13 protein-coding genes are annotated in these 20,708 nt (G+C 71.3%); 9 read left to right on the forward strand and 4 right to left on the reverse strand.

The features are described from left to right. On the forward strand, positions 1-1,551 hold a 1,551-nt coding region (locus AA75_RS40600; RefSeq protein WP_033825517.1), incomplete at its 5' end, for a polymorphic toxin-type HINT domain-containing protein. Positions 1,552-1,576: 25 nt separating this feature from the next. Further along, positions 1,577-1,951 (forward strand): hypothetical protein, encoded by a 375-nt coding sequence (locus AA75_RS40605; protein ID WP_033825518.1) that lies wholly within the window; start codon positions 1,577-1,579, stop codon positions 1,949-1,951. A gap of 61 nt (positions 1,952-2,012) precedes the next feature. Here the strand turns inward: AA75_RS40605 and helR are convergent, their stop codons facing one another. Together helR and AA75_RS40615 are read right to left on the reverse strand one after the other, a co-directional pair. Next, complete coding sequence (helR, locus tag AA75_RS40610) at positions 2,013-4,205, reverse strand: RNA polymerase recycling motor ATPase HelR (protein ID WP_233289413.1); 2,193 nt, start codon at positions 4,203-4,205, stop codon at positions 2,013-2,015. Between the two features lie 151 nt (positions 4,206-4,356). After that, complete coding sequence (locus AA75_RS40615; protein ID WP_051814260.1) at positions 4,357-5,157, reverse strand: SDR family NAD(P)-dependent oxidoreductase; 801 nt, start codon at positions 5,155-5,157, stop codon at positions 4,357-4,359. A 197-nt stretch (positions 5,158-5,354) separates the two neighbouring features. Between AA75_RS40615 and AA75_RS40620 the strand changes: the two genes are divergently transcribed. The 7 genes from AA75_RS40620 to AA75_RS40650 all read left to right on the forward strand — a co-directional run bounded on the left by AA75_RS40620 (position 5,355) and on the right by AA75_RS40650 (position 12,782). Beyond that, positions 5,355-5,930 carry a TetR/AcrR family transcriptional regulator gene (locus tag AA75_RS40620; RefSeq protein ID WP_033825519.1) on the forward strand — a complete coding sequence of 192 codons (576 nt, stop codon included), beginning with the start codon at positions 5,355-5,357 and terminating at the stop codon, positions 5,928-5,930. Positions 5,931-6,124: 194 nt separating this feature from the next. Continuing rightward, positions 6,125-6,928 (forward strand): hypothetical protein, encoded by an 804-nt coding sequence (locus AA75_RS40625; RefSeq protein WP_033825520.1) that lies wholly within the window; start codon positions 6,125-6,127, stop codon positions 6,926-6,928. Positions 6,929-6,940: 12 nt separating this feature from the next. Continuing rightward, positions 6,941-7,753: a hypothetical protein gene (locus AA75_RS40630; RefSeq protein ID WP_033825521.1), complete on the forward strand. Its 813-nt coding sequence runs from the start codon at positions 6,941-6,943 to the stop codon at positions 7,751-7,753. 137 nt (positions 7,754-7,890) lie between these two features. Continuing rightward, complete coding sequence (locus tag AA75_RS40635; RefSeq protein WP_033825522.1) at positions 7,891-8,733, forward strand: nitrilase-related carbon-nitrogen hydrolase; 843 nt, start codon at positions 7,891-7,893, stop codon at positions 8,731-8,733. Between the two features lie 11 nt (positions 8,734-8,744). Next, positions 8,745-10,145, forward strand: a complete 1,401-nt coding sequence (gene hydA / locus AA75_RS40640) for a dihydropyrimidinase (protein ID WP_033825523.1) — start codon at positions 8,745-8,747, stop codon at positions 10,143-10,145. A 15-nt stretch (positions 10,146-10,160) separates the two neighbouring features. Continuing rightward, positions 10,161-11,177, forward strand: a complete 1,017-nt coding sequence (locus AA75_RS40645) for a TIGR03842 family LLM class F420-dependent oxidoreductase (RefSeq protein WP_033825524.1) — start codon at positions 10,161-10,163, stop codon at positions 11,175-11,177. 105 nt (positions 11,178-11,282) lie between these two features. Beyond that, positions 11,283-12,782 carry an NCS1 family nucleobase:cation symporter-1 gene (locus AA75_RS40650; protein WP_033825525.1) on the forward strand — a complete coding sequence of 500 codons (1,500 nt, stop codon included), beginning with the start codon at positions 11,283-11,285 and terminating at the stop codon, positions 12,780-12,782. A 100-nt stretch (positions 12,783-12,882) separates the two neighbouring features. Here AA75_RS40650 and AA75_RS40655 read toward each other — a convergent pair whose 3' ends face one another. After that, the gene (locus AA75_RS40655) at positions 12,883-13,308 is read right to left on the reverse strand and encodes a hypothetical protein (protein ID WP_033825526.1); all 426 of its coding nucleotides are present in this window, start codon (positions 13,306-13,308) and stop codon (positions 12,883-12,885) included. A 24-nt stretch (positions 13,309-13,332) separates the two neighbouring features. Continuing rightward, complete coding sequence (locus AA75_RS53845; protein ID WP_051814262.1) at positions 13,333-19,821, reverse strand: RHS repeat domain-containing protein; 6,489 nt, start codon at positions 19,819-19,821, stop codon at positions 13,333-13,335. Between the last annotated feature and the right edge of the window lie 887 nt (positions 19,822-20,708).

The raw sequence follows: 20,708 nt of genomic DNA on the forward strand, positions 1-20,708 counted from the left end.
GCCTACAGCAACAACAACCCCATCAACGCCTCCGACCCCAGCGGCCTCCAGTTGGAGGAGTGCGCCAGCGGCCTGTACCACTGCTCGCACATGGGCACCCAGGTCGACGGACCCAGTGGCGGCGGCCTCCCCGGTGGATGCAGCGCGTTCGCCTACGAGTGCGGCACCGGTCTGCACGGCACCAGTGACTGCGCGACCAACTGGCACCCGCCGTGCGCACCGGCCACCTCGCAGAACATCGGCACCGTCTTCACCGTCAACCAGCGGCCTGGCAAGCCGGGCAAGAGCGGTGACGGTGGCGGCGGAGGCAACGGCGGCGGTGGCGGGGGCGGCGGCAACGGCCGCGGCACCAAGAAGTGCGGCAGCTGGTTCTCCCTCGACGGCGCCGGATGCCACATCAGCAACGGCGCCAAGCGGACCCAGAACTTCACCACCGACCACCCGGCCGTCCGCGCCATCGTGGTCACCACCGTGGAGATCGCCGCAGGCACCATGTGCTACGCCGGCGGCGCCGCAGGCGCCCTCGAAACCGGCGGAGCCACCGCCGTCGCAGCCGTCGCAGGCTGCGGCGCAGCCGTCGGAGCCCTCGGCTCCGGCCTGGACAACATGCTCGACGGCAACGCCGACCACTCCATCAAGGGCCAGCTGACGGCCGAGGCCACCGGAGCGGCCTGGGGCGCGGCCATGGCCATGACCGACGGCCTGATCGGCCCGAAGGGCCCGAAGGGCCCGTGCAACAGCTTCCCGGCCGGGACCCAGGTCCTGCTCGGCGACGGCAGCACCAAGCCCATCGACCGGCTCACCACCGCCGACCAGGTCACCGCCACCGACCCGCAGACCGGAACCACCGCCCCCGAGCAGGTCCTCGCCACCATCACCACCCCGGACGACCAGGAGTTCACCGACCTCACCATCTCAACCGCGAACGGGGACCGGGCACCGCCCGCCACCCTGACGTCCACCCAGCACCACCCCGCCTGGGACGTCACCACCAACCGCTGGACCGACGCCGCCGACCTCACCGCCGGCGACCAACTCCGCCAGGTAGACGGCACCACCGCCACGGTCGAGTCGGTCCACAACTACCGCACCGCCCCGCAGACGGCCTACAACCTCACCGTCGACGACATCCACACCTACTACGTACTGGCCGGCAACACACCGGTCCTCGTCCACAACTGCCCGGGGACGGCGACCGTCCACAAGTTCGAGCTGGAGGACGGACAGCACTACACGGTCGAGATCAGGACGGCCAACGGTGAGTCGTACAACACCCACGCCATGAACCCGAACGGCACGCTGAAGCCGATGGCGCACACGTCGAACTACGTCGGCAGCTACCGGGGGTCGACGACGGTGCCACTGCCGAGCCCCGCCGCCGCCATCGCCTATGCCAAGAAGGCCTACCGGGGGAGTGCGGGACAGGGACCCTACGACGCGCTCTCGAACAGCTGCCTGACGTACTGCAGCAGGGTCATCGAGGCAGGAGGCGGCGAACCGCTGCCCAGCGGGAGGAGTATCGTCGGCTGGATCAGGAAGAACTTCCCGTGAGCAGAAGGAAGCAGCACCGATTTCCGTGAGCGATCAACCGTCCTTCACCGATCTGATGACCGAGCTGAGGACCTGGCCGGAGGCATGGGCCTTCCCGGTCAGGGAACTGGCCGGACGGATCACGCTGGCCGACGCACGGATCTCGTGGTGGTTCGCGGTGGTGGGGAGGCTCTCCGCCGCCGGCTCGTCCGAGGCCGACCTGGATCTTCTGGACGCGTTCCTCGAACAGCACGAGGCCCTGCACGGCGGGTTCGACTCGTACCGCCGGGGTGAGGTGCCGATGGAGGAGTTCACGGCCGTGCTGCGTGCGGTGGCGGGGAGGGTGGAAGCCCTGGTGGACTCCCTCCCCGACCCTCCGTGGCCGGACAACACCGTGACCGACCGGCCACCCCGGGCCTGACCGGCCCGTGACGGCCCGTCCCCTCCGTGGGGGCGGGCCGTCACCGGTTTCTCCGCCGGGGTCAGGGGCCGGTGAGGACGACGAGTCGGCGGGTCGCCCGGGTCATCGCGACGTAGCGGTCGACCGCACCCTCGACGCCCTCGCCGAAGGACTCCGGGTCGATCAGCACGACCAGGTCGAACTCCAGCCCCTTCGACAGTTCCGGGGTCAGCGAGCGGACCCGGGGATCGGCCCGGAAGCCGCCCGGGGCCGCGCCGGCGGCGGCGATCACGCAGGCGGTGCCCTCGGCGTGCTCGGCGAGCCAGCCGTCGAGGATCCCGTCCAGCTCGGAGATGGTGCCGTGGTGGACCGGGATGCCGCTGCTGCGGATGGAGACGGGCACGTTGGCGTCCGGGAGCGCGGCCCGGACGACCGGCTCGGCCTGGGCCATGATCTCCTGCGGGGTGCGGTAGTTGACGCTCAGCGAGGCCACCTCGATCCGGTCGAAGCCGACCCGGGTCAGCCGTTCCCGCCACGACTCGGTGAAGCCGTGCCGGGCCTGGGCGCGGTCCCCGACGATGGTGAAGCTCCGGGACGGGCAGCGGAGCAGCAGCATCTGCCACTCGGCGTCGGTCAGTTCCTGGGCCTCGTCGACGACGATGTGGGCGAACGGCCCGGCCAGCGGGTCCGTCTCGGCGCCCGGCAGCGCGCCGTCGTCGACCAGGGCGTCCCGCAGGTCCTGGCCGCGCAGCATGGTGACCGCGCCCTCGCCGTCGTCGTCGGCCGCGATCACGCTGTCGATGACGCCGCCCATCCGTTCGCGTTCGGCGGCGACGGCGGCCCGCTGGCGGCGTCGGCGCACGGACGCGTGCGGGTCGCCGAGCCGCTGCCGGGCGGCGTCCAGGAGCGGCAGGTCGGACACCGTCCAGGCCTGGGCGTCCGCCCGCTGCAGCGCGCGGACCTGGTCGGGGGCCAGCCAGGGCGCGCACCTGCGCAGGTAGGCGGGCACCGACCACAGGTCGCCGATCAGGTCGGTCGGTTCCAGCATCGGCCAGGCCCGGTCGAGCGCCCCGAGCAGCTCCCGGTTCTGCAGCAGTGACCTGCGCAGCAGTTCGGGCGGCGCCTCGCTGTCGTCCTGGTCCGCCAGGATGGCGAGCAGTTCCTCGAGGATCTGGTCGCGTGCCTCGTTGTGCGGGGTGCCCGGGTCGGGGGCGGCGAAGGCGGCGGCCCAGTCGTCGGCGTCCAGCCAGAGGTCGGACCAGTGGGTCTCGACCGTCATCCCCTCGGTGGGCGGCTCCTCGTACAGCCCGACGGCCGGTTCGACGGCCTTCACCAGCTCCGCGGACGCCTTCAGCCGGGCCACCAGGGGGTCGGACTCGACGGCCGCGGAGGGTCCCTCGGCGACCAGGTCGCGCACGGTGCAGGTCCGTACGCCCTCCTCGCCGAGGCTGGGCAGGACGTCCGAAACGTAGTCCAGGTACGGCTGGTGCGGGCCGACGAACAGCACGCCGCCCCGGCGGTGGCCGAGCCGCGGGTCGGAGTGGAGGAGGTAGGCGGTGCGGTGCAGCGCGACGACGGTCTTCCCGGTCCCCGGGCCGCCGTCGACGACGAGGGCGCCGCGGGAGCCCGCCCGGATGACGGCGTCCTGGTCGGACTGGACGGTGGCGAGCACATCGCGCATCCGGGCCGAGCGGTGGGCGCCCAGGCTCGCGATGAAGGCGGACTGGTCGTCGAGGGCGGCGTGCCCCTCCAGCCCGTCGGCGGTGAACACTTCGTCCCAGTAGTCGCCGATCCGGCCGCCGGTCCAGCGGTACCTGCGGCGGCTGGCCAGGCCCATCGGGTCGGCGTGGGTCGCCGCGAAGAACGGTTCGGCCGCGGGGGAGCGCCAGTCGGTGAGCAGCCGGCGGCCCGTACTGTCGGTGAGGCCGAGCCGGCCGATGTACAGCGGCTCGGGGCTGTCGGCGGCGACGATGCGTCCGAGGCACAGGTCCAGGCCGAAGCGGCGCAGCGCGCGCAGCCGGCCGGTCAGCCGGTGGATCTCCGCGTCCCGGTCCATCGCTTCCCGGCCGGCGCCGCCGGGTGTGCGGCGGGTGGCGTCGAGGCGGTCGGACAGTTCGGCGATCGTCGCGGCGAGGCTCTGCGCGACGGCCGCGAAGTGCCGTTCGTCGTCGGCGATCAGGGCCGGGTCGGCCTTGGCGCGCAGCCGCTCGGGCAGGTCGAACGCGCTGGTGGCCGTAGCGGCGGCAGGTTCATCTGATGACAGGAACGCAGGCACTTCGTCGATCTCCCCGTATCCGCGGTTTCCGGCTTCGGCCAGCGATTCTGCGGTACACCGGGGGCCTTGCCGCAAGGCCCCCGGTGCGCTATACGTTAGGAGTGGCAAGGAGTGGGCTTCGCTCCTTGCCTTTCGTGTTCGCCCGGTCTGCTCAGACCTGGGCCATGCCGCCGTCCGCGAAGAGTTCGATGCCGGTGACGAAGCTCGCGGCGTCGCCGGCCAGGAAGACCGCGGCCCGGCCCAGCTCGCGCGGGTCGGCGATCCGGCCGGTCGGATTGCCCTCGCCCATGGACCTGACGGCGGCCTCGACCTGCTCGGCGCCCTGCGCCATCGCCAGGGCGCTGCGCAGGGAGTCGGTGTCGACCGCGCCGGGGCTGAGGATGTTCATCCGGATCCCCGAGCCCTTGACGTCCTGGATCCAGGCCCGGACGAAGGCGCGTACCGCGGCCTTGGAGCCGCCGTACAGGCTCATCCCGCGTGGCGGGCGGATGGACGCGGTGGAGCCGATGACGATGACGGCGCCGCCGGGCGGCAGCAGTTCCAGCGCCGGCTGGACGGTGAACAGGACACCCTTGGCGTTGACGTCGAAGGTCCGCTCGAACTGCTCCTCGGTGATCGCGCCGAGCGGGGCGTGCGCGCCGATCCCGGCGTTGGCGACGACCACGTCGAGGCGTCCGTGACGTTCCGTCACCTGCCGGTAGGCGGCCTCCATGTCGGCGAGCCGGGTGACGTCGGCGACGATCCCCGAGCAGTTCGGGCCGATCGCGGCGACCGCCGCGTCGAGTGCGTCCTGCCGCAGGTCGGTGATGACCGCGTGGGCCCCGGCGGCGGTGAACTCCCGGGCGATGCCCAGGCCGACCCCGGACGCGCCGCCGGTGATGACGGCGACCTTTCCTTCGAGTGGGAGGGCCGCGGCGGGGGCGGTCGGGAGGGTCGTCGGCGAAGCGGGCATGGGGTGCTCCTGGGAGGGGGTGGGTGCCGGGTGCCGGCCGGTGCGGGTGGCCCGGGCGTGCGCGGGTGTGCCCTGGCAGGCCCCTGGCGGGCGGGTGCGGGCAGGCGTGCCCTAGAGTGGAAACGGAGGCGCCTCCGGTTCCTGGACTCTAAGTGGAGGTGCCTCCGGTTAGCAAGCCGGACGACAGGAGACCGCAGATGCCCAGCGAGACGGGCCGCCCGCTACGTGCCGACGCACAGCGCAACCGGGACAAGATCCTCGCCGCCGCCGTGCGGGTCTTCGCCGAGGACGGGCTGGACGCGCACCTGGAGCGGATCGCCAAGGAGGCCGGTGTCGGCTCCGGCACGCTCTACCGCAACTTCCCCACCCGCGACGTGCTCATCGAGGCCGCCTACCGCAACGAGCTGAGCCGGCTCTGCGACGCCGCCCCCGAACTGCTGGCCGCGCTCCCGCCGCGGGAGGCCCTGCGCGCCTGGATGGGGCGCTTCATCGACTACGCGACCGCCAAGTTCGGCATGGCCGACGCCCTGCGCGCCCTCGTCGAATCCGGCGTCAACCCCTATGCGCGCAGCCGCGAACTGATGCTGGAGGCGCTCACCTCGCTGCTGGCCGCCGGGGTCGAGGCCGGTACCGTCCGCTCCGACGTCGGCGCCGACGACATGTTCGCCGCCCTCACCGGCATCGCCCTCGCCTCCGGAAAGCCGGACCAGCGGGCGCAGGCCGAACGACTGCTCGACCTCACCCTGGACGGCCTCTGCACCGTACGGAACTGACGGGCGCCCCCGGATCCGGCCACCGGACCACCGCGTCGGCCTGCCGTACTCCCGGCAGCGGCGCGGGCGGCACCGCAGACATAGAATCGCGGTAGCGCAATACGTGATCTTGATGCATGGTCGCGTGTTCTGGCGATGGCGGCGCCGCGCCGGGGATCACGCCGATCCCACCACCGGACCAGGGGAGATCTCCCATGAGCCGTGAATCCCTCGCCCGTGCCGCACTGGGCGCACACCCCGAAGCGCTGTCCGCCTCCGTATCCCTGGCGACGCCGCTGACGATGAACCGGCTCGTCGGGCGGGACCGTGCGGCGGCCTTCCTGCGCGAGCTCGCCGAGGCGTTCTCGATCGCGCAACCCGAGTTCGTCCTGGAAGGCGAGGAACGTCATGTCGTCACCTTCGCCGGCTCCGTCGACGGCCATCCGGTAGGGCTGCTCGTGGTCCTGACCCCGGGACCCGAGGGCACCTACCAGGCGGTGGACGCCTACGCGCGGCCGTGGCCGTTCGTGGCGCTGGCCCGGGACAAGATGGTGCCCGTCGACCAGGTGCTCGCCGAGGACATCGACGTGTCCACCCCGTACGTCCCGAGCGGCCCCGCCGACGGCTACCTCGACCTGCCGGCCGCCGCGCCCCGGCTCGCCACCGATGTCGCCTTCCACTCGCCGGTCCTCACCGCGACCGTGTCCGGGCGGGACCGGGTCGCCGCCGTGCTCCAGGCGGTGGAGCAGGTCGGCGGCGAACCCGGCTACCGGATCTTCACCCAGGCCGGGGAGCACGTGGTGGCCGCCTACGACCTGCACGTCCACGGCCACACCTGGCAGGTGGCGGCCGTGTTCCGGTTCAACGGCGACGCGGAGATCGAGGACATGCTCATCTACAGCAGGCCCTGGCCCGTCACCGCGTTCTTCCGGGGCGAGATCTTCAAACTCCTGCGTCCGAACTACGGACCGGAGTTCTGGCAGGGCGAGAATCCGCTGACCGCACTCGGCGAGGACTGACGCGGCACTAGGGTGTGTGCGCCCCGCGCACCGCCCCGGTGCCCGGCGGCCCGCCCGACCGAGGAGACCGTCCTGAACGAGCACTGGAGCGGGCCCGCCGCGGACGGCACAGCCCCCGGCAACCCCGGCGTCCGGCGGCTGCTCGCGGACGCTGCACCGGTGCCCGACGGCGCCCCCTGCCCGCTGTGCGACCGGCCGGTGGACCCGACCGGCCCGGCGGCGGCCGACGGGGTACGGATCGACGGGCCCCGCAGCGACCAGCACACCGCGGTGCGCACCCACACCGCGTGCGGCCCCTCCCGGGTCTGGGCGCCCGCCCAGATCGCCGCGGCCCGGGTACGGCTCGGCCTGCCCGAGGCGGCGGCCTGGCGGCCGGACGACCGGCCCCGCGGCGCGGACCGGCTGGACCCCGGGATGTCGGGCGTGCCGGGCGAGGAACTGCCGTCGCTGCTCTTCCACCCGGGCGCGCCATACCCGGGCGGTCTGCTCGGGCACCTCGCGGACCGCTGGACCGAGGGCCTGCCGCCACTGGACCTGCTCGGGGTGGTCCCGGCACGGGAGTTGCCCGGCTGGACCGTGCACACGGCGGCCGGGCGGATCACCGCGATCGGTGCCCCGACGGGCCCGTGGTGGGCCAATCCCGGCGGCCACCCGACCACCCACCCCTGGCGTCGGGCGGCACACACCGAGCGCCGGGTCCTGCTGGCGGTGCTCCCGCCCGAGGAACCGGCGGCCGATCCGGGAGACCTGGCGGCACTCGGCCGGGCGATCCGGGCCGGGCTGGTGCTGGGCGGGGTGGCCGCCCTGACCGGGACGCTCTTCTGACCGGTCCGATCATCGGCCGGTCACCATTTCGCGGCGGAACGAAATGACCCGCGTGGCGTTACAGCGTGGCACTGCACACCGGGCCCGGGAACTTCTACTGTCGACGGTCTAGAGCGCCTTCGTCGAAGGAGAACCCGATGAGCCGAGTGGTGCGCGCCGCGCTGTTCCAGACCGCATGGACCGGCGACAAGGAGACGATGATCGACGCCCACGAGCGGGCGGCCCGCGCGGCCGCCGCCGACGGCGCGCAGATCATCGGATTCCAGGAGGTCTTCAACGCCCCGTACTTCTGCCAGGTCCAGGAGCCCGAGCACTACGCCTGGGCCGAGCCGGTGCCGGACGGGCCCACCGTGCAGCGGATGCAGGGCCTGGCCCGGGAACTCGGCATGGTGATCGTCGTACCGGTGTACGAGGTCGAGCAGTCCGGCTTCTACTACAACACCGCCGCCGTGATCGACGCCGACGGCTCCTACCTCGGCAAGTACCGCAAGCACCACATCCCGCAGGTGAAGGGCTTCTGGGAGAAGTACTACTTCAAGCCCGGCAACCTCGGCTGGCCGGTCTTCGACACCGCGGTCGGCAAGGTCGGCGTCTACATCTGCTACGACCGGCACTTCCCCGAGGGCTGGCGGGCGCTCGGACTGGCCGGCGCGGAGATCGTCTACAACCCCTCCGCCACCAGCCGCGGCCTGTCGGCGTACCTGTGGCAGCTGGAGCAGCCCGCCGCCGCCGTCGCCAACGAGTACTACATCGCCGCGATCAACCGGGTCGGAGTCGAGGAGTACGGCGACAACGACTTCTACGGCACCTCCTACTTCGTCGACCCGCGCGGCCAGTTCGTCGGCGACGTGGCCTCCGACAAGGACGAGGAGCTGGTGGTCCGCGACCTCGACCTCGACGTGATCGAGCAGGTCCGCCAGCAGTGGGCGTTCTACCGCGACCGCCGCCCGGACGCCTACCTGCCGCTGACCGAGGCCTGAGAGGGGACCCGATGACCCGCACCGTGATCCAGGGCGGCCTGGTGGTCACCGCCGCCGAGGAGATGCGCGCCGACGTCCTGATCGAGGGCGAGCAGGTGATGGCCCTCGCGGCCACCGGCAGCTCGGTCGCCGACGGCTGGAGCGCCGACCGCGTCATCGACGCCACCGGGATGTACGTCATCCCGGGCGGCGTCGACGCCCACACCCACATGGAGCTGCCGTTCGGCGGCACCGCCGCCTCCGACACCTTCGAGACCGGCACCCGGGCCGCCGCCTGGGGCGGCACCACCACCATCGTCGACTTCGCGGTCCAGTCCGTCGGCGCCCCGCTGCGGGCCGGCCTGGACACCTGGCACGACAAGGCCGAGGGCCGCTGCTCCATCGACTACGCGTTCCACATGATCATGTCGGACGTCAACGAGTCCACCCTCAAAGAGATGGACCTGCTGGTCGAGGAGGGCGTCACCTCCTTCAAACTGTTCATGGCCTACCCCGGCGTCTTCTACAGCGACGACGGCCGGATCCTGCGCGCCATGCAGCGCAGCGCCGACAACGGCGGCCTGATCATGATGCACGCCGAGAACGGCATCGCCATCGACGTCCTGGTCGAACAGGCCCTCGCCGCCGGCAAGACCGACCCCCGCTACCACGGCGAGGTCCGCCGCGAACTGCTCGAGGCCGAGGCCACCCACCGGGCCGTCAAACTCGCCCAGGTGGCCGGCTCCCCGCTGTACGTGGTGCACGTCTCCGCCGCGTCCGCCGTCGCCGAACTCGCCGCCGCCCGCCGCGAAGGACTGCCGGTCTTCGGCGAGACCTGCCCGCAATACCTGTTCCTGTCCACCGACAACCTCGCCGAACCGGACTTCGAGGGCGCCAAGTACGTCTGCTCCACCCCGCTGCGCCCGCGCGAACACCAGGCCGCGCTCTGGCGCGGACTGCGCACCGACGACCTGCAGGTGGTCTCCACCGACCACTGCCCGTTCTGCTTCGTCGGGCAGAAGGAGCTCGGCCGCGGCGACTTCTCCAAGATCCCCAACGGTCTGCCCGGCGTGGAGAACCGGATGGACCTGCTGCACCAGGCCGTCGTCGACGGCCACCTGACCCGCCGCCGCTGGATCGAGATCGCCTGCGCCGCCCCGGCCCGGATGTTCGGCCTGTACCCGCGCAAGGGCACCATCGCCCCCGGCGCCGACGCCGACATCGTGATCTACGACCCGACCGCCCGGCAGACCATCTCCGCCACCACCCACCACATGAACGTCGACTACTCGGCGTACGAGGGCCGGGAGATCACCGGCAAGGTCCGCACCGTGCTGTCCCGCGGCACCGTGGTCCTGGACGGCGAGGCCTGGCTCGGCCGCGCCGGCCACGGCCGCTACCAGCCCCGCGCGACCTGCCAGTACCTCGGCTGACACCTAAGGAGAAGCGTGGACATCGGACTCGTCCTCCAGACCGACCCGCCCGCACGGTTGCTGATCGACCGGATGAAGCGTGCCGAGGCGGCCGGCTTCAGCCACGGCTGGACCTTCGACTCCGCGGTGCTCTGGCAGGAACCCTTCGTCATCTACAGCCGGATCCTCGCCGAGACCGAACGGCTCACCGTCGGCCCGATGGTGACCAACCCCTCCACCCGCACCTGGGAGGTGACCGCCTCCCTCTTCGCCACCCTCAACGACATGTTCGGCAACCGCACCGTCTGCGGCATCGGCCGCGGCGACTCCGCGATGCGGGTGGCCGGCCGCAAACCCGCCACCCTGGCCCGGCTGAGCGAGGCGATGCACGCGATCAAGGAGCTGGCCGAGGGCCGCACCGTCGAGGTCGACGGCACCGAGATGCACCTGCCCTGGGTCCGGCCCGGCGCCGAACTGCCGGTCTGGATGGGCGCGTACGGCCCCAAGGCGCTCGCCCTGACCGGCCGTCAGGCCGACGGCTTCATCCTGCAGCTGGCCGACCCGTTCCTGACCGAGTGGATGGTCAAGGCGGTCCGCGACGCCGCCGCCGAGGCCGGGCGTGACCCCGCCTCCGTCACCATCTGCGTGGCCGCCCCCGCCTACGTCACCGCCGACGACTCGCCGCAGGCCCTCGCCCACGCCCGCGAGCAGTGCCGCTGGTTCGGCGGCATGGTCGGCAACCACGTCGCCGACCTGGTCGGCCGCTACGGCGAACACTCCGGCATGGTCCCCGAGGAGCTCACCGCCTACATCAAGGAACGCCAGGGCTACGACTACAGCCACCACGGCCGGGCCGGGAACCCCGACACCACCTTCGTCCCCGACGAGGTCGTCGACCGGTTCTGCCTGATCGGCCCGCCCGAGGCGCAGCGCGCCAAGCTCGCGCACCTGCGCGAGCTCGGCGTCGACCAGTTCGCCGTCTACGCCATGCACGACGCCGTCGAGGCCACCATCGACGCCTACGGCGAGCAGGTCATCCCGACGCTGAGCTGACCCCGCGTTCCGACCCCGACCGCTCCCACTGCCCGACCCCGACTGCTCCCGGCGGCCACCCCTCGTACGGGTGGCCGCCACCCCCACACCCGGAGGCAGCCGCCCATGTCCACGCCCATAGCGCAGACCACCCAACCGGACGGCCGGGTCGAACTCGCCGACGGCGCCGACCTCTCCGACCACCGCTTCGCCAACGAGGACCTTCGCCCGGTCCCCGTCGCCCGCCGCCGGTGGACCACCTACAACTTCATCGCGCTCTGGGTCGGCATGGCCCACAACATCCCGTCCTGGACCCTGGCCTCCGGCCTGGTCGCACTCGGCATGGACTGGAAGCAGGCGGTGCTCACCATCGCCCTGGCCAACCTGATCGTGCTGGTCCCGATGATCCTCACCGGTCACGCAGGGACCAAGTACGGCATCCCGTTCCCGGTATTCGCCCGCGCCTCGTTCGGGCTGCGCGGCGCCAACCTCCCGGCGATGATCAGGGCGGCGGTGGCCTGCGCCTGGTTCGGCATCCAGACCTGGATCGGCGGTGAGGGGATCTTCCTGCTGGCCGGGAAGCTGCTCGGCCACGGCTGGCAGACGGCCGCCGAGATCGGCGGGCACCCGTGGACGCAGTGGCTGTCCTTCCTGCTGTTCTGGGCGATCCAGATGGCGATCATCGCCCGGGGGATGGAGACCCTGCGCCGGTTCGAGAACTGGGCGGCCCCGGTGGTGATCGTCGGCGCCCTCGCCCTGCTGGCCTGGATCACCGCCGAGGCGGGCGGGCTCGGGCCGCTCCTGGACCAGCCCTCGAAGCTCGGCTGGGGCAGCGATTTCTGGCAGGTCTTCTTCCCCGCCCTGATGGGCATGATCGGCTTCTGGTCGACGCTCGCCCTGAACATCCCGGACTTCACCCGTTTCGGTGGCAGCCAGCGCGCCCAGATCCGCGGCCAGGCACTCGGACTGCCCACCACCATGACACTCTTCGCCCTGCTCTCGGTCCTGGTCACCTCCGGCTCCCAGGCCGTCTACGGTGAGGCGATCTGGGACCCGATCGCGCTGGCCGCCAAGATGGACAGCACCGCCGGGATCCTGTTCGCCCTCTTCATCGTGCTGATCGCCACCCTGTCCGTGAACATCGCCGCCAACGTGGTCAGCCCCGCCTACGACCTCGCCAACCTGCTGCCCCGCTACATCAACTTCCGTACCGGCGCACTGACCACCGGCGTGATCGGGATCCTGATCTTCCCCTGGAAACTGATCGAGGACCCGCAGATCTACATCTTCACCTGGCTCGGCGTGGTCGGCGGCCTGCTCGGCACCGTGGCCGGCATCCTGATCGCCGACTACTGGCTGCTGCGCCGCACCGCCCTCGACCTCGCGGAGCTCTACCTCTCGGGCGGCCGCTACTGGTACGCCGCCGGCTGGAACTGGCGGGCCGTCACCGCCCTGCTGGTCGGCGGCGTCCTGGCCGTCGGAGGCTCCCACGGCGGCCCCTTCCCGGCCGACGGCCTGATCCCCGCCCTCAAACCGCTCGCCGACTACGGCTGGGCGGTGGGGCTCGCCTCCTCCCTGCTGCTCTACCTCGCGCTCAGCACGGGGTCGCGGACCGAACGCGGCTGAGGCGGAGACGATCGCCGTCGTTGCCGGACGGACAGCGAGAGGGGCCGCCCCCATCCCGGGTGGGACGGGGGCGGCCCCTGGTGACTACGCGGGGTCCGGTCTACTGCCGGACGAAGGGCTCGCTACCCTCCGGGGCATAGGCCAGGTCCAGCTCAGGCTGACCTTGATCCGTGGAGTACAGGAAGAACAGGTCGCACGTCGGGCCACCGGCGGCGGCCGTCAAGGTGACCTCCGTAGCCGGCCCGACGGAGTCCAGATGCCAGGGTCGCCAGGTCCCGGTGAACTTCGTGTCGGCTGACCACGACCCCTTGTGACACACGGTGGGAGGCAGGCCCACCTCTCCGAGCGCACCGTCCTCGAGGAACTGGATCGTGCCCAGGTCCGGCGACTTCCAGGACCCGACGACATGCCGCGCCCTGTCCTCGTCCGTCTGAACGGTGCAGGACACCGCCAGCGGTAGGACGGCCACCAGCGAGCCGACCAGGGAACGGACGCCCATCCGGCGTGACCCCGAGGAGCCGCTCATCCGACATCTCCCTTCTGGATCGGGTTACTCGAAGTCATTGGGTCGGGCATAGTTCCCACCGGTCATGTAGTTCCTTGCCTCCCTGGTGATCGCGTCCCTGAGCTGGGATTCCGAGGCGCCGGGGTTGGCTGCGGCGATCTTCGCGCCCATCTGGCGGCCGTACTCGTTGTTCACGAGGTCCGAGAGGTGGTCAGCATAGTTGTGGCCTTCCCGGTCGCCGTACGCCTCGTGGGCGTCCGCGACCATCTCGGCGGTCTGGGCCCCGTACTTGGCCGTGATCATGGCCTGCCAGGTGAAGTGCCGGAAGGCGTTCTGCCCCTCGTTCTCCTTCCCAGGGTATGCGTCCACCGCTACGTTCGCGGACCAGCCGGTGATCTGCTTCACGTCGTAGCAGTCGGCCACGCCGATGTACGCGCAGACCATCAGCTCCGACTTCTTGGCCTTGCCGGTCGCGATCTCGTCGTACGGCTCCGCCCCGGGGATCTGCTTCTGTCCGGGGGTCGTCTCGTACTTGAAGTTGGTGTTCTGGCGGTACTCCCGCTCCAACTGCTCGCCGTAGGCCCGGCGTGCCTTCCTCATCTCGTCCGCGACGTTGGCCGGCAGGCTGCCGGTCCACCCGGCCGGCTTGACTCCCACGCTCACCAGGTACGCGGCCAGTGCGGCCTTCCGGTACGGTTCGTCGGCCTTGTTCTGCGCGACGATCGCCTGGTACCTCGGGCCTTCGCCGAGGACCTCCGTCCCGCCCCGGCAGCGGTACATCCCGCTGGCGCACTCCTCCAGGGCCAGCCCCGACGGGTCGCTGTACCTGAGCGGGTTGTTGTCGCTGTAGGTGTAAGCGGCCAGGGACTGGGGGTCGGTCGCGGCGAAGAGCGGGTCGGCGGAGATGAAGCGGCCGGTGGTGCGGTCGTAGTCGCGGGCTCCGAGGTGGGTGAGGCCGGTGGCCTCGTCGACGCCGCCGAGGAAGCCGCGGGTGCCGGACCAGGTGGTCGGGGCGGTGCCACGGGTGTCGCCGAACGGGGTGGTGCGGCGCTGGTTGAGGGCGCCGGTGGTGGCGTCGATGTTGAGCTCGGCGGTGCCGTGGTGGTCGTTGACCTGGAAGGTGACCTTGTTGTCGTCGGTTCGGACGGCGGTGGCCGTGGCGCCGAGCGGGTAGTAGCGGGTGGCGGTGGCCTTGGCCGCGCCCTTGACGAGGTTGAGCTCGGTGGTGCCGAGGTAGAGCGTCCAGTTCTCGGCGGCCGGGTTGGCGGTGTCGAGGGTGTGGCCGATCAGTCGGTTGCCCGAGGTGTCGTAGAGGTAGTCGGTGGTCTTGGTGGTGGTGGTCGCACCGTTCTTGACGGTGTCGGCGACCTGGGCGAGCCGGCCTTCGGTGTTCCAGGTCAGGATCTGGTCGCTGGTCCGGCTGCCGCTGGGCTTGAGGTGCCGCTCGGTGGTGTTGCCGGAGTTGTCGTAGGCGTAGGACTGGGTGACGGGCGTTCCGGTGCCGCCGGTGACGGTGCTGGTGCCGGTCAGGGTGTGGGGCCGGGCGGCAGTGGGGGCCGGATAGGTGTAGGTGGTGCTGGCGTTGTTGGCGGTGTTGCCCGCCGGGTCGTGCCGGGTCTCGGTGGCCCGGGTGCCGTTGGTGTTGTAGGTCCAGCCGGTCCAGTACGGGGCCGGGCCGCCGAGGGTGGCGCCGGTCGGCGAGGCCGGGCAGGAACTGCCGGTCGGGGTGAACGCTTCGGTGAGGCGGGTGAGGTAGTCGTAGGTGAAGCACTGCCGGTCGGTGCCGGAGCGCGAGGTGTCGGTGACCGAGGTGACGTTGCCGGCCTGGTCGTAGGTGTAGGCGGTGGCGCGGGCTGCGCCGGTGACGCCGTACTGGTCAGTGCGGCTGGAGGCCGGCCGCTGGGTGCCCCACTCGTAGCCGACGGTGACGTAAGTGTCCTTGTCGGCGGTGCCGTTGCTCAGCGTGGACTGCAGCGGCTTGCCGGTGAGGCTGTAGCTCTGGGCGGTCAGGTACTTGCTCAGGCCCTCGGCCGCGGTCATCCGGTGGAGGCCGTCGTAGGTGAACGCGACCGACTCGGAGGCGAGGTTGCCCGCGGCCGGGTAGGCGACGGACTTCACCAGCCCGTCGAGGCGGTAGGTCGTGCCGCTGGTGTAGGAGCCGGCGAGGTTCTCCTGACCGGGGGCGGACGGGACGGTGACGGTGGTTCGGGTCGGTCGGGACAGCGTGTCGAACAGCGAGTAGGTGGTCTTGTACTCGTAGGTGGTCGCGCCGACGGTGCTGAAACGTGAGGCCGTGGACAGTTGGCCCTTGTTGCCGGACGGGTCCCAGGTCTGCGAGGTGAGCAGCGGTCCGGTGGCCGGGCCGTCGTGGGTCTCGATGAGGCGGCCGAGGTTGTCGTAGACGCTGGAGACGGTCTTGCCGCGGCCGTCCGTGGTGCTGGTGACCTCGCCGCGGGCGTTGTACGCCTTCGTGGCGGTGCCGCTGTCGGGGTCGACGGCCTTGGTCTGGCGGCCGAGCTGGTCGTAGAGCCAGGTCCACACGGTGCCGGCCGGGTCGGTCAGCTTGGTCATGTGACCGGCCGGGTCGTAGCCGTAGGTGGTGGCGTCGTACGCGCCGGTCGGGGTGGCCGACTTGTACTGGCGCAGCTCGGTGGTGCGGCCCGCGGCGTCCGTGATGGTGGTCGTCGGGATGTCGCCCTGCGGCGGGGTGACGGTGACGCGGTCGCCGCCGTACTCGGTGAGCGTGGTGGACAGCGGCGTGCCGACGCCGTTGCCGGCGAGGGTGGTGGCCTTCACCACGCGGCCGAGGCCGTCGTAGGTGTTGGCGGTCTGGGTCTCGACGCCGGTGGCGTCATCGACCTTGAACAGCGTGGTGGAGGGCGCTCCCGTGGCGTAGTAGGGGGCGTAGCCGAGGGCGGCCTGGCCGCGCTCGTCGTAGAAGGTGTCGGTGAGGACCCGGCCGCCGTTGTCGCCCGGGGCCTGGGTCTGCCGGACGCGGCCGAGACCGTCGTACAGGGTGTGGGTGGTGGCCTGCGAGCCGTCGGCGTTGAGGGTCTTGCTGGTGACGGCGGTGATCGCCCCGTCCGCGATCGTGTACGCGAACTCGTGGTTCGGGGTCTGCCCGCTCGACTTGAGGCGGTCGGGTCGCCAGACCTTCAGGGAACGGCCCAGGGCGTCGTACGTGAGATCGCTGCGACGGCCGGTCGCGTCGATGGTGCTGGTGCTCAGACCGCGCATCAGGTCGTAGTCGACCGTGGTGGTCTGGGCGGTGGCGCCGTTGCCGACAGTGGCCGGCGGCGTGGTGAGCGTGGACCTGGTCGCACGTCCGGTGGTCGGGGTGTAGGCGTTGGTGGTGGTACGGGCGTCGGTGGACGCGGTGGTGACCGGGCCGGTCGCACCGGTGGTGTCGAACACGGTGGTCGAGACCAGCGCGGTGTCGGTCAGCTTGCGGCCGTACAGGTCGAACGTCGCGGAGCTGTCCAGGTAGGTCGCGCTGGTGCCGGTCTGCGACTTGAGCGTCTCGGTGAGCGTGACGTCGCCCTTGGTGGGGGCGGCGCCGTACGCCTGGCCGTCGTAGCGGAGCCGGGTGTCGGCGAGGACGGCGGAGGTGCCGTCGGCCTGCGTCCCACGGCTGACGTTGGTCGCGCAGTCGGCGGCCACGGCCTCGGTCCGGGTGACTCCGTTGAGGATCCAGGACGAGGTGTTGTCCGCGTACGTGGTGCGGGTGCACTTGTCGTCGGTGGCCACGGCGACGTCGCCGAGTTCCTCGATCTGGGTGGTCCGGCCGTAGCCGTCGTACGTGGTGTTGGTGCGGCTCTCGCGCCAGGAGGCGCCGGCGCCCTTGTCGAGCGAGGTGAAGGATCGGGTCACCGCGGTGCCGGTGAGGCTGGCGGTGGTGGTGCCCCAGTCGCGGACGCGGGTGGCGGTGGTGCGCTTCCAGGGGGTGTTGACGGTCTTGGTGAGGATCTTGCCGCCGGGCTTGTCGTACTGCTCGGTGCGGTACTCGAAGGCGGCCCAGGCGTCGTCGTCGGTCAGCGTGGTGCCCTGGCCGTCGTCGACGGTGACGGTGCGCTTCTTGGTCTTGTCGGCGGGGTCGTTGCGGTCGCCGTCCATGCCGCGCAGGTAGTAGTGGTCGGTCTGGGTGGACATGGCGGAGACGCCGCCGGTCTCGACCCGGGTGTGGGCGTAGCCGCGCCACTGGGACCAGGTCTTGAGCTTCTCCTTGGTGATGCCGTCCTCGTCGTCGAAGTGCCAGGCCGGGTCGCCGAGGTAGGTGTAGTGGGTGACCATGTCGGGTGCGCCGCCGGTGCGGTCGGTGGCGATGACCGCGTCGACGACGTACTTGTTGAACCACTCGGTGGTGACGGGGGTCTCGTCGGAGGCCTGGTACTGCTGGGGGAAGCAGCGGGTGGTGTTGGTCTGGGGGGTGGGGAGGCTGTTCCAGTCGCAGGCGGCGGCGCTGTAGTTGACGTCGATCTGGCCGCCGAGTTCGTCGGTGATGGTGCCCAGGCGCTGCTTGATGAACGGTGCGCGGCCGTCGCCGACCTTGTCGAGGCGGTTGGCGAGCTGCTTGTAGGCGAAGGTGGTCTTCGGCAGCGTGATCGACGGGGTGGCGGAGGAGCCGGTGTGCTGGACGGAGTCGAGCAGCAGCTGGTAGTCGAAGTCGGCGGTGCCCCACTTGTGGGTCAGCGCCCAGGTGTCGACGGCCGCGTAACTTCCGTCCGCCTGGAGGGTCTTGGCGGTGACACCGGTCAGCCGGGTGCGGGTGAAGAAGGTCGGCGAGAACTGGCCGGTGCAGTCGGTCCCGGCCTTGCAGTTCCGGTCCCAGGGGGTGTCGTACCAGTACTGCCGCTTGGCGTCGATCTGCGCCGGGTCGCAGTTGGCCGCGGTGGTCTCCAGGCAGCGTTCCGCGGTGGCGAACTCCACCCGGCCGCCGGGCTTGACGGTGGCGGAGTAGAGGTCGCTCTGCCGCTGGCCGTACTCGATGTGCTCCAGGGAGCCGCCGCGCACGTAGGGGGTGCGGTCGGTGGACTTCAGGTTGCGGCCGTAGTTGTTGGTCTCCGGCGTGTACCAGTACGTGACGTCGTTGCCGTGGGCGTCGACCACCAGGTCCAGGTTGAAGCGCCAGCCCTGCTGGCACCACGAGGACGCGAAGTCGGCGCCGTTGCACGGCTCGCCGGCGTTGTTGCCGAACACCGGGACGGTGTAGACGGACTTGGTCTCGGGCTTGCCGCTGCTCCAGTTGGGCAGGCGGTTGTAGCCGAAGTAGTAGTTGGTGCCGTCGGTGGTGGTGGCGCGGAAGTACTCGCCGTCGTTGTCGCCGTTGCCGCGGGCGCCGTCGCGCAGGCGGACGACCTTGGTGTTGTCGTCGCCCTTGAGCCGGAACTCGTCACCGGAGACCGGGATCAGCTCGCCGGAGTGCCCGGCGAAGCTGATCGTGGCGTTGTCGGTCGCCCAGCACAGGTCACCGGGCTTGTTGTTGTTGGTCTTCGGCGCACCGTCGTCCGCGCACGGCTTGTAGGTGCGCTCGACGAAGCCGGGGGACAGGTCGAAGCCGTCGCCGGCCCAGGAGGCCTGGTTGTTGGTGTTGGAGGTGCGGCCGTCCACGGAGCCGGAGCTGTAGGACAGCCCGAGCTTGGGGGTCAGCCCGCCCGGCATCGCGGTGAGCGGCATGTCGTAGGACCAGGTGAACGAGCCGCTGTTCAGCGAGGTCGACCACGAGGACGCGGAGGAGAGCGGGGTCGCCTTGTAGTCACCGACCGGACCGGAGGTGGTGGCCGTGGCCGCCAGGACCGTCAGCGAGCCGGAGGTCGCCTGGAGCCGCATGGAGCCCGCCGGCCGCGGCTCGGCCAGCGTCACCGCGTCCGCGGTCACGGTCTGCTGCTCGACGTTGTTGCCGCCCGGCAGCGGCGTCTGGGTACGGCACGCCTCCAGCTCGGGCGTGGTCAGCACGCACGCCGGCAGCTGCACCAGGCGCAGCCGCGAGCCGTACCCGGCGCCGCCGGCCTGGGCGAAGGCGCTGTAGTCGACGCGGACCTTCGCCGTCGTGCCCTCGGCGCTCTGCGGTGCCGAGACGCTCAGCAGGACCCCGGAGATGCCGGCCTTGCGCGCGAGGTCCTGGCCGAGGACCTCGACCTTGGCCGCCACCGGCGCACCGGACGCCGTGGACGGGGCCTGCCGCGCCCCGGATGCGGGGGCGGCGGTGACCGGCTCCAGCGAGACGGGCAGCTTGCCCGCCTTGACGGTCCTGCCCGCCTCCGCGGGCAGCGTGACCGTGGCGCTGTCGGCGCCGGGCCACGCGGTCTGCTTGGCCTGCGGCTTGCTCACCGTGGTGTCGGCCTTCGCGGCCTTGACCTTCCCGGTCGAGCCCTTCACCGGCTTCTCCGGGGACGCCGCCGACGGCTTGGTCCAGTCGGCGGCCGCCGCGGCGGCGGCCAGTGGCAGTGTCGGCAGCAGCGACCCGACCAGCGCCGCCGCCACCAGGGCGGAGACTCTGGCCCGGGGCCGCCGTGCGGCTGCCCGTTCCGTACTCATTCGTGTGCTTCCTTCGGTGTCTCGAACAACAGGGAAATCAGGGGAAGTCGGAGAGATGGGTGAGGGGGGCGACCCGGCGGGCACGCTCGACCGGGCCTCGGGGCGCGTCGGTTCGGTGGCGTGGGTTGCGGGCCGCTGCGCCCGGTGGAGCCGGACGCCGGCGGGGTCGCGGGAGGGGAATCCGCCCTAGGCCGAAGGGCCGACCGTGGAATGCCGGTACTCCACGGCGCTGCCGTTCACCGTGGTGGCTCGCCGTGCGGCGGAGATGTCGGCCCAACTGCCGTTCTCACGCGCCTGCTTCGGCGGGAGGTGGGTCGTCGGCCCGGGTGGGCGGCCTCGGTGGCCGGATTCTCGGGCCGATCCGATGACGGTGCCGTGGACCCGACCGGATCGTCCGCAGAGGATCCCGGCGATGCAGTCGCAGGTTTCACGGTGAGGACGGCGGGTGTGGTCACCGCCGTGCTCGGCCGGCCGCATGCGGCCCTTCTCCGTCCGACCCGTACCGACGATTCCATGGCCCCCGCCCCGTGATTTGATCATCGTGCGGGAGTTATTCTCATGGAATATTAAGGTATGTCAATTCACCAACGGGTAGTAATGGGTGGGTCAACACGATGCCGGGCGTGCGTTTTCGCCATCGCCGTGATGAACGTGGACATATGCCCTCGTCCGCTGTGATGCAGATCACCGGAAGGGGGGTGAGGTGGCGGCGTGCGCCGCGCTCCGCGGTCGGCATCGCGGCGTTCGCAGTCGGACGGCCTCCGCCGGCGCCTGATCCGCGCCGCCGAAGGCCGTGGGCCGGGGCTGGTGACGTACGTCGTCGACTCCCGGGAGGTGAAGCGCTAGATGTATTGACCCGCAGGGTTGTTGACACGGCTGATCGGTGG

Source organism: Kitasatospora sp. MBT63, from assembly GCF_000710465.2.
Taxonomy (GTDB): Bacteria; Actinomycetota; Actinomycetes; order Streptomycetales; family Streptomycetaceae; genus Kitasatospora.

Bases quoted from the DNA above. Each gene is read 5' to 3' on its own strand.
- AA75_RS40615 (WP_051814260.1), bottom strand. From the start codon at position 5,157: ATGCCCGCTTCGCCGACGACCCTCCCGACCGCCCCCGCCGCGGCCCTC.
- AA75_RS53845 (WP_051814262.1), bottom strand. From the start codon at position 19,821: ATGAGTACGGAACGGGCAGCCGCACGGCGGCCCCGGGCCAGAGTCTCC.
- AA75_RS40635 (WP_033825522.1), top strand. From the start codon at position 7,891: ATGAGCCGAGTGGTGCGCGCCGCGCTGTTCCAGACCGCATGGACCGGC.
- AA75_RS40620 (WP_033825519.1), top strand. From the start codon at position 5,355: ATGCCCAGCGAGACGGGCCGCCCGCTACGTGCCGACGCACAGCGCAAC.
- AA75_RS40625 (WP_033825520.1), top strand. From the start codon at position 6,125: ATGAGCCGTGAATCCCTCGCCCGTGCCGCACTGGGCGCACACCCCGAA.
- hydA (WP_033825523.1), top strand. From the start codon at position 8,745: ATGACCCGCACCGTGATCCAGGGCGGCCTGGTGGTCACCGCCGCCGAG.
- AA75_RS40650 (WP_033825525.1), top strand. From the start codon at position 11,283: ATGTCCACGCCCATAGCGCAGACCACCCAACCGGACGGCCGGGTCGAA.
- AA75_RS40655 (WP_033825526.1), bottom strand. From the start codon at position 13,308: ATGAGCGGCTCCTCGGGGTCACGCCGGATGGGCGTCCGTTCCCTGGTC.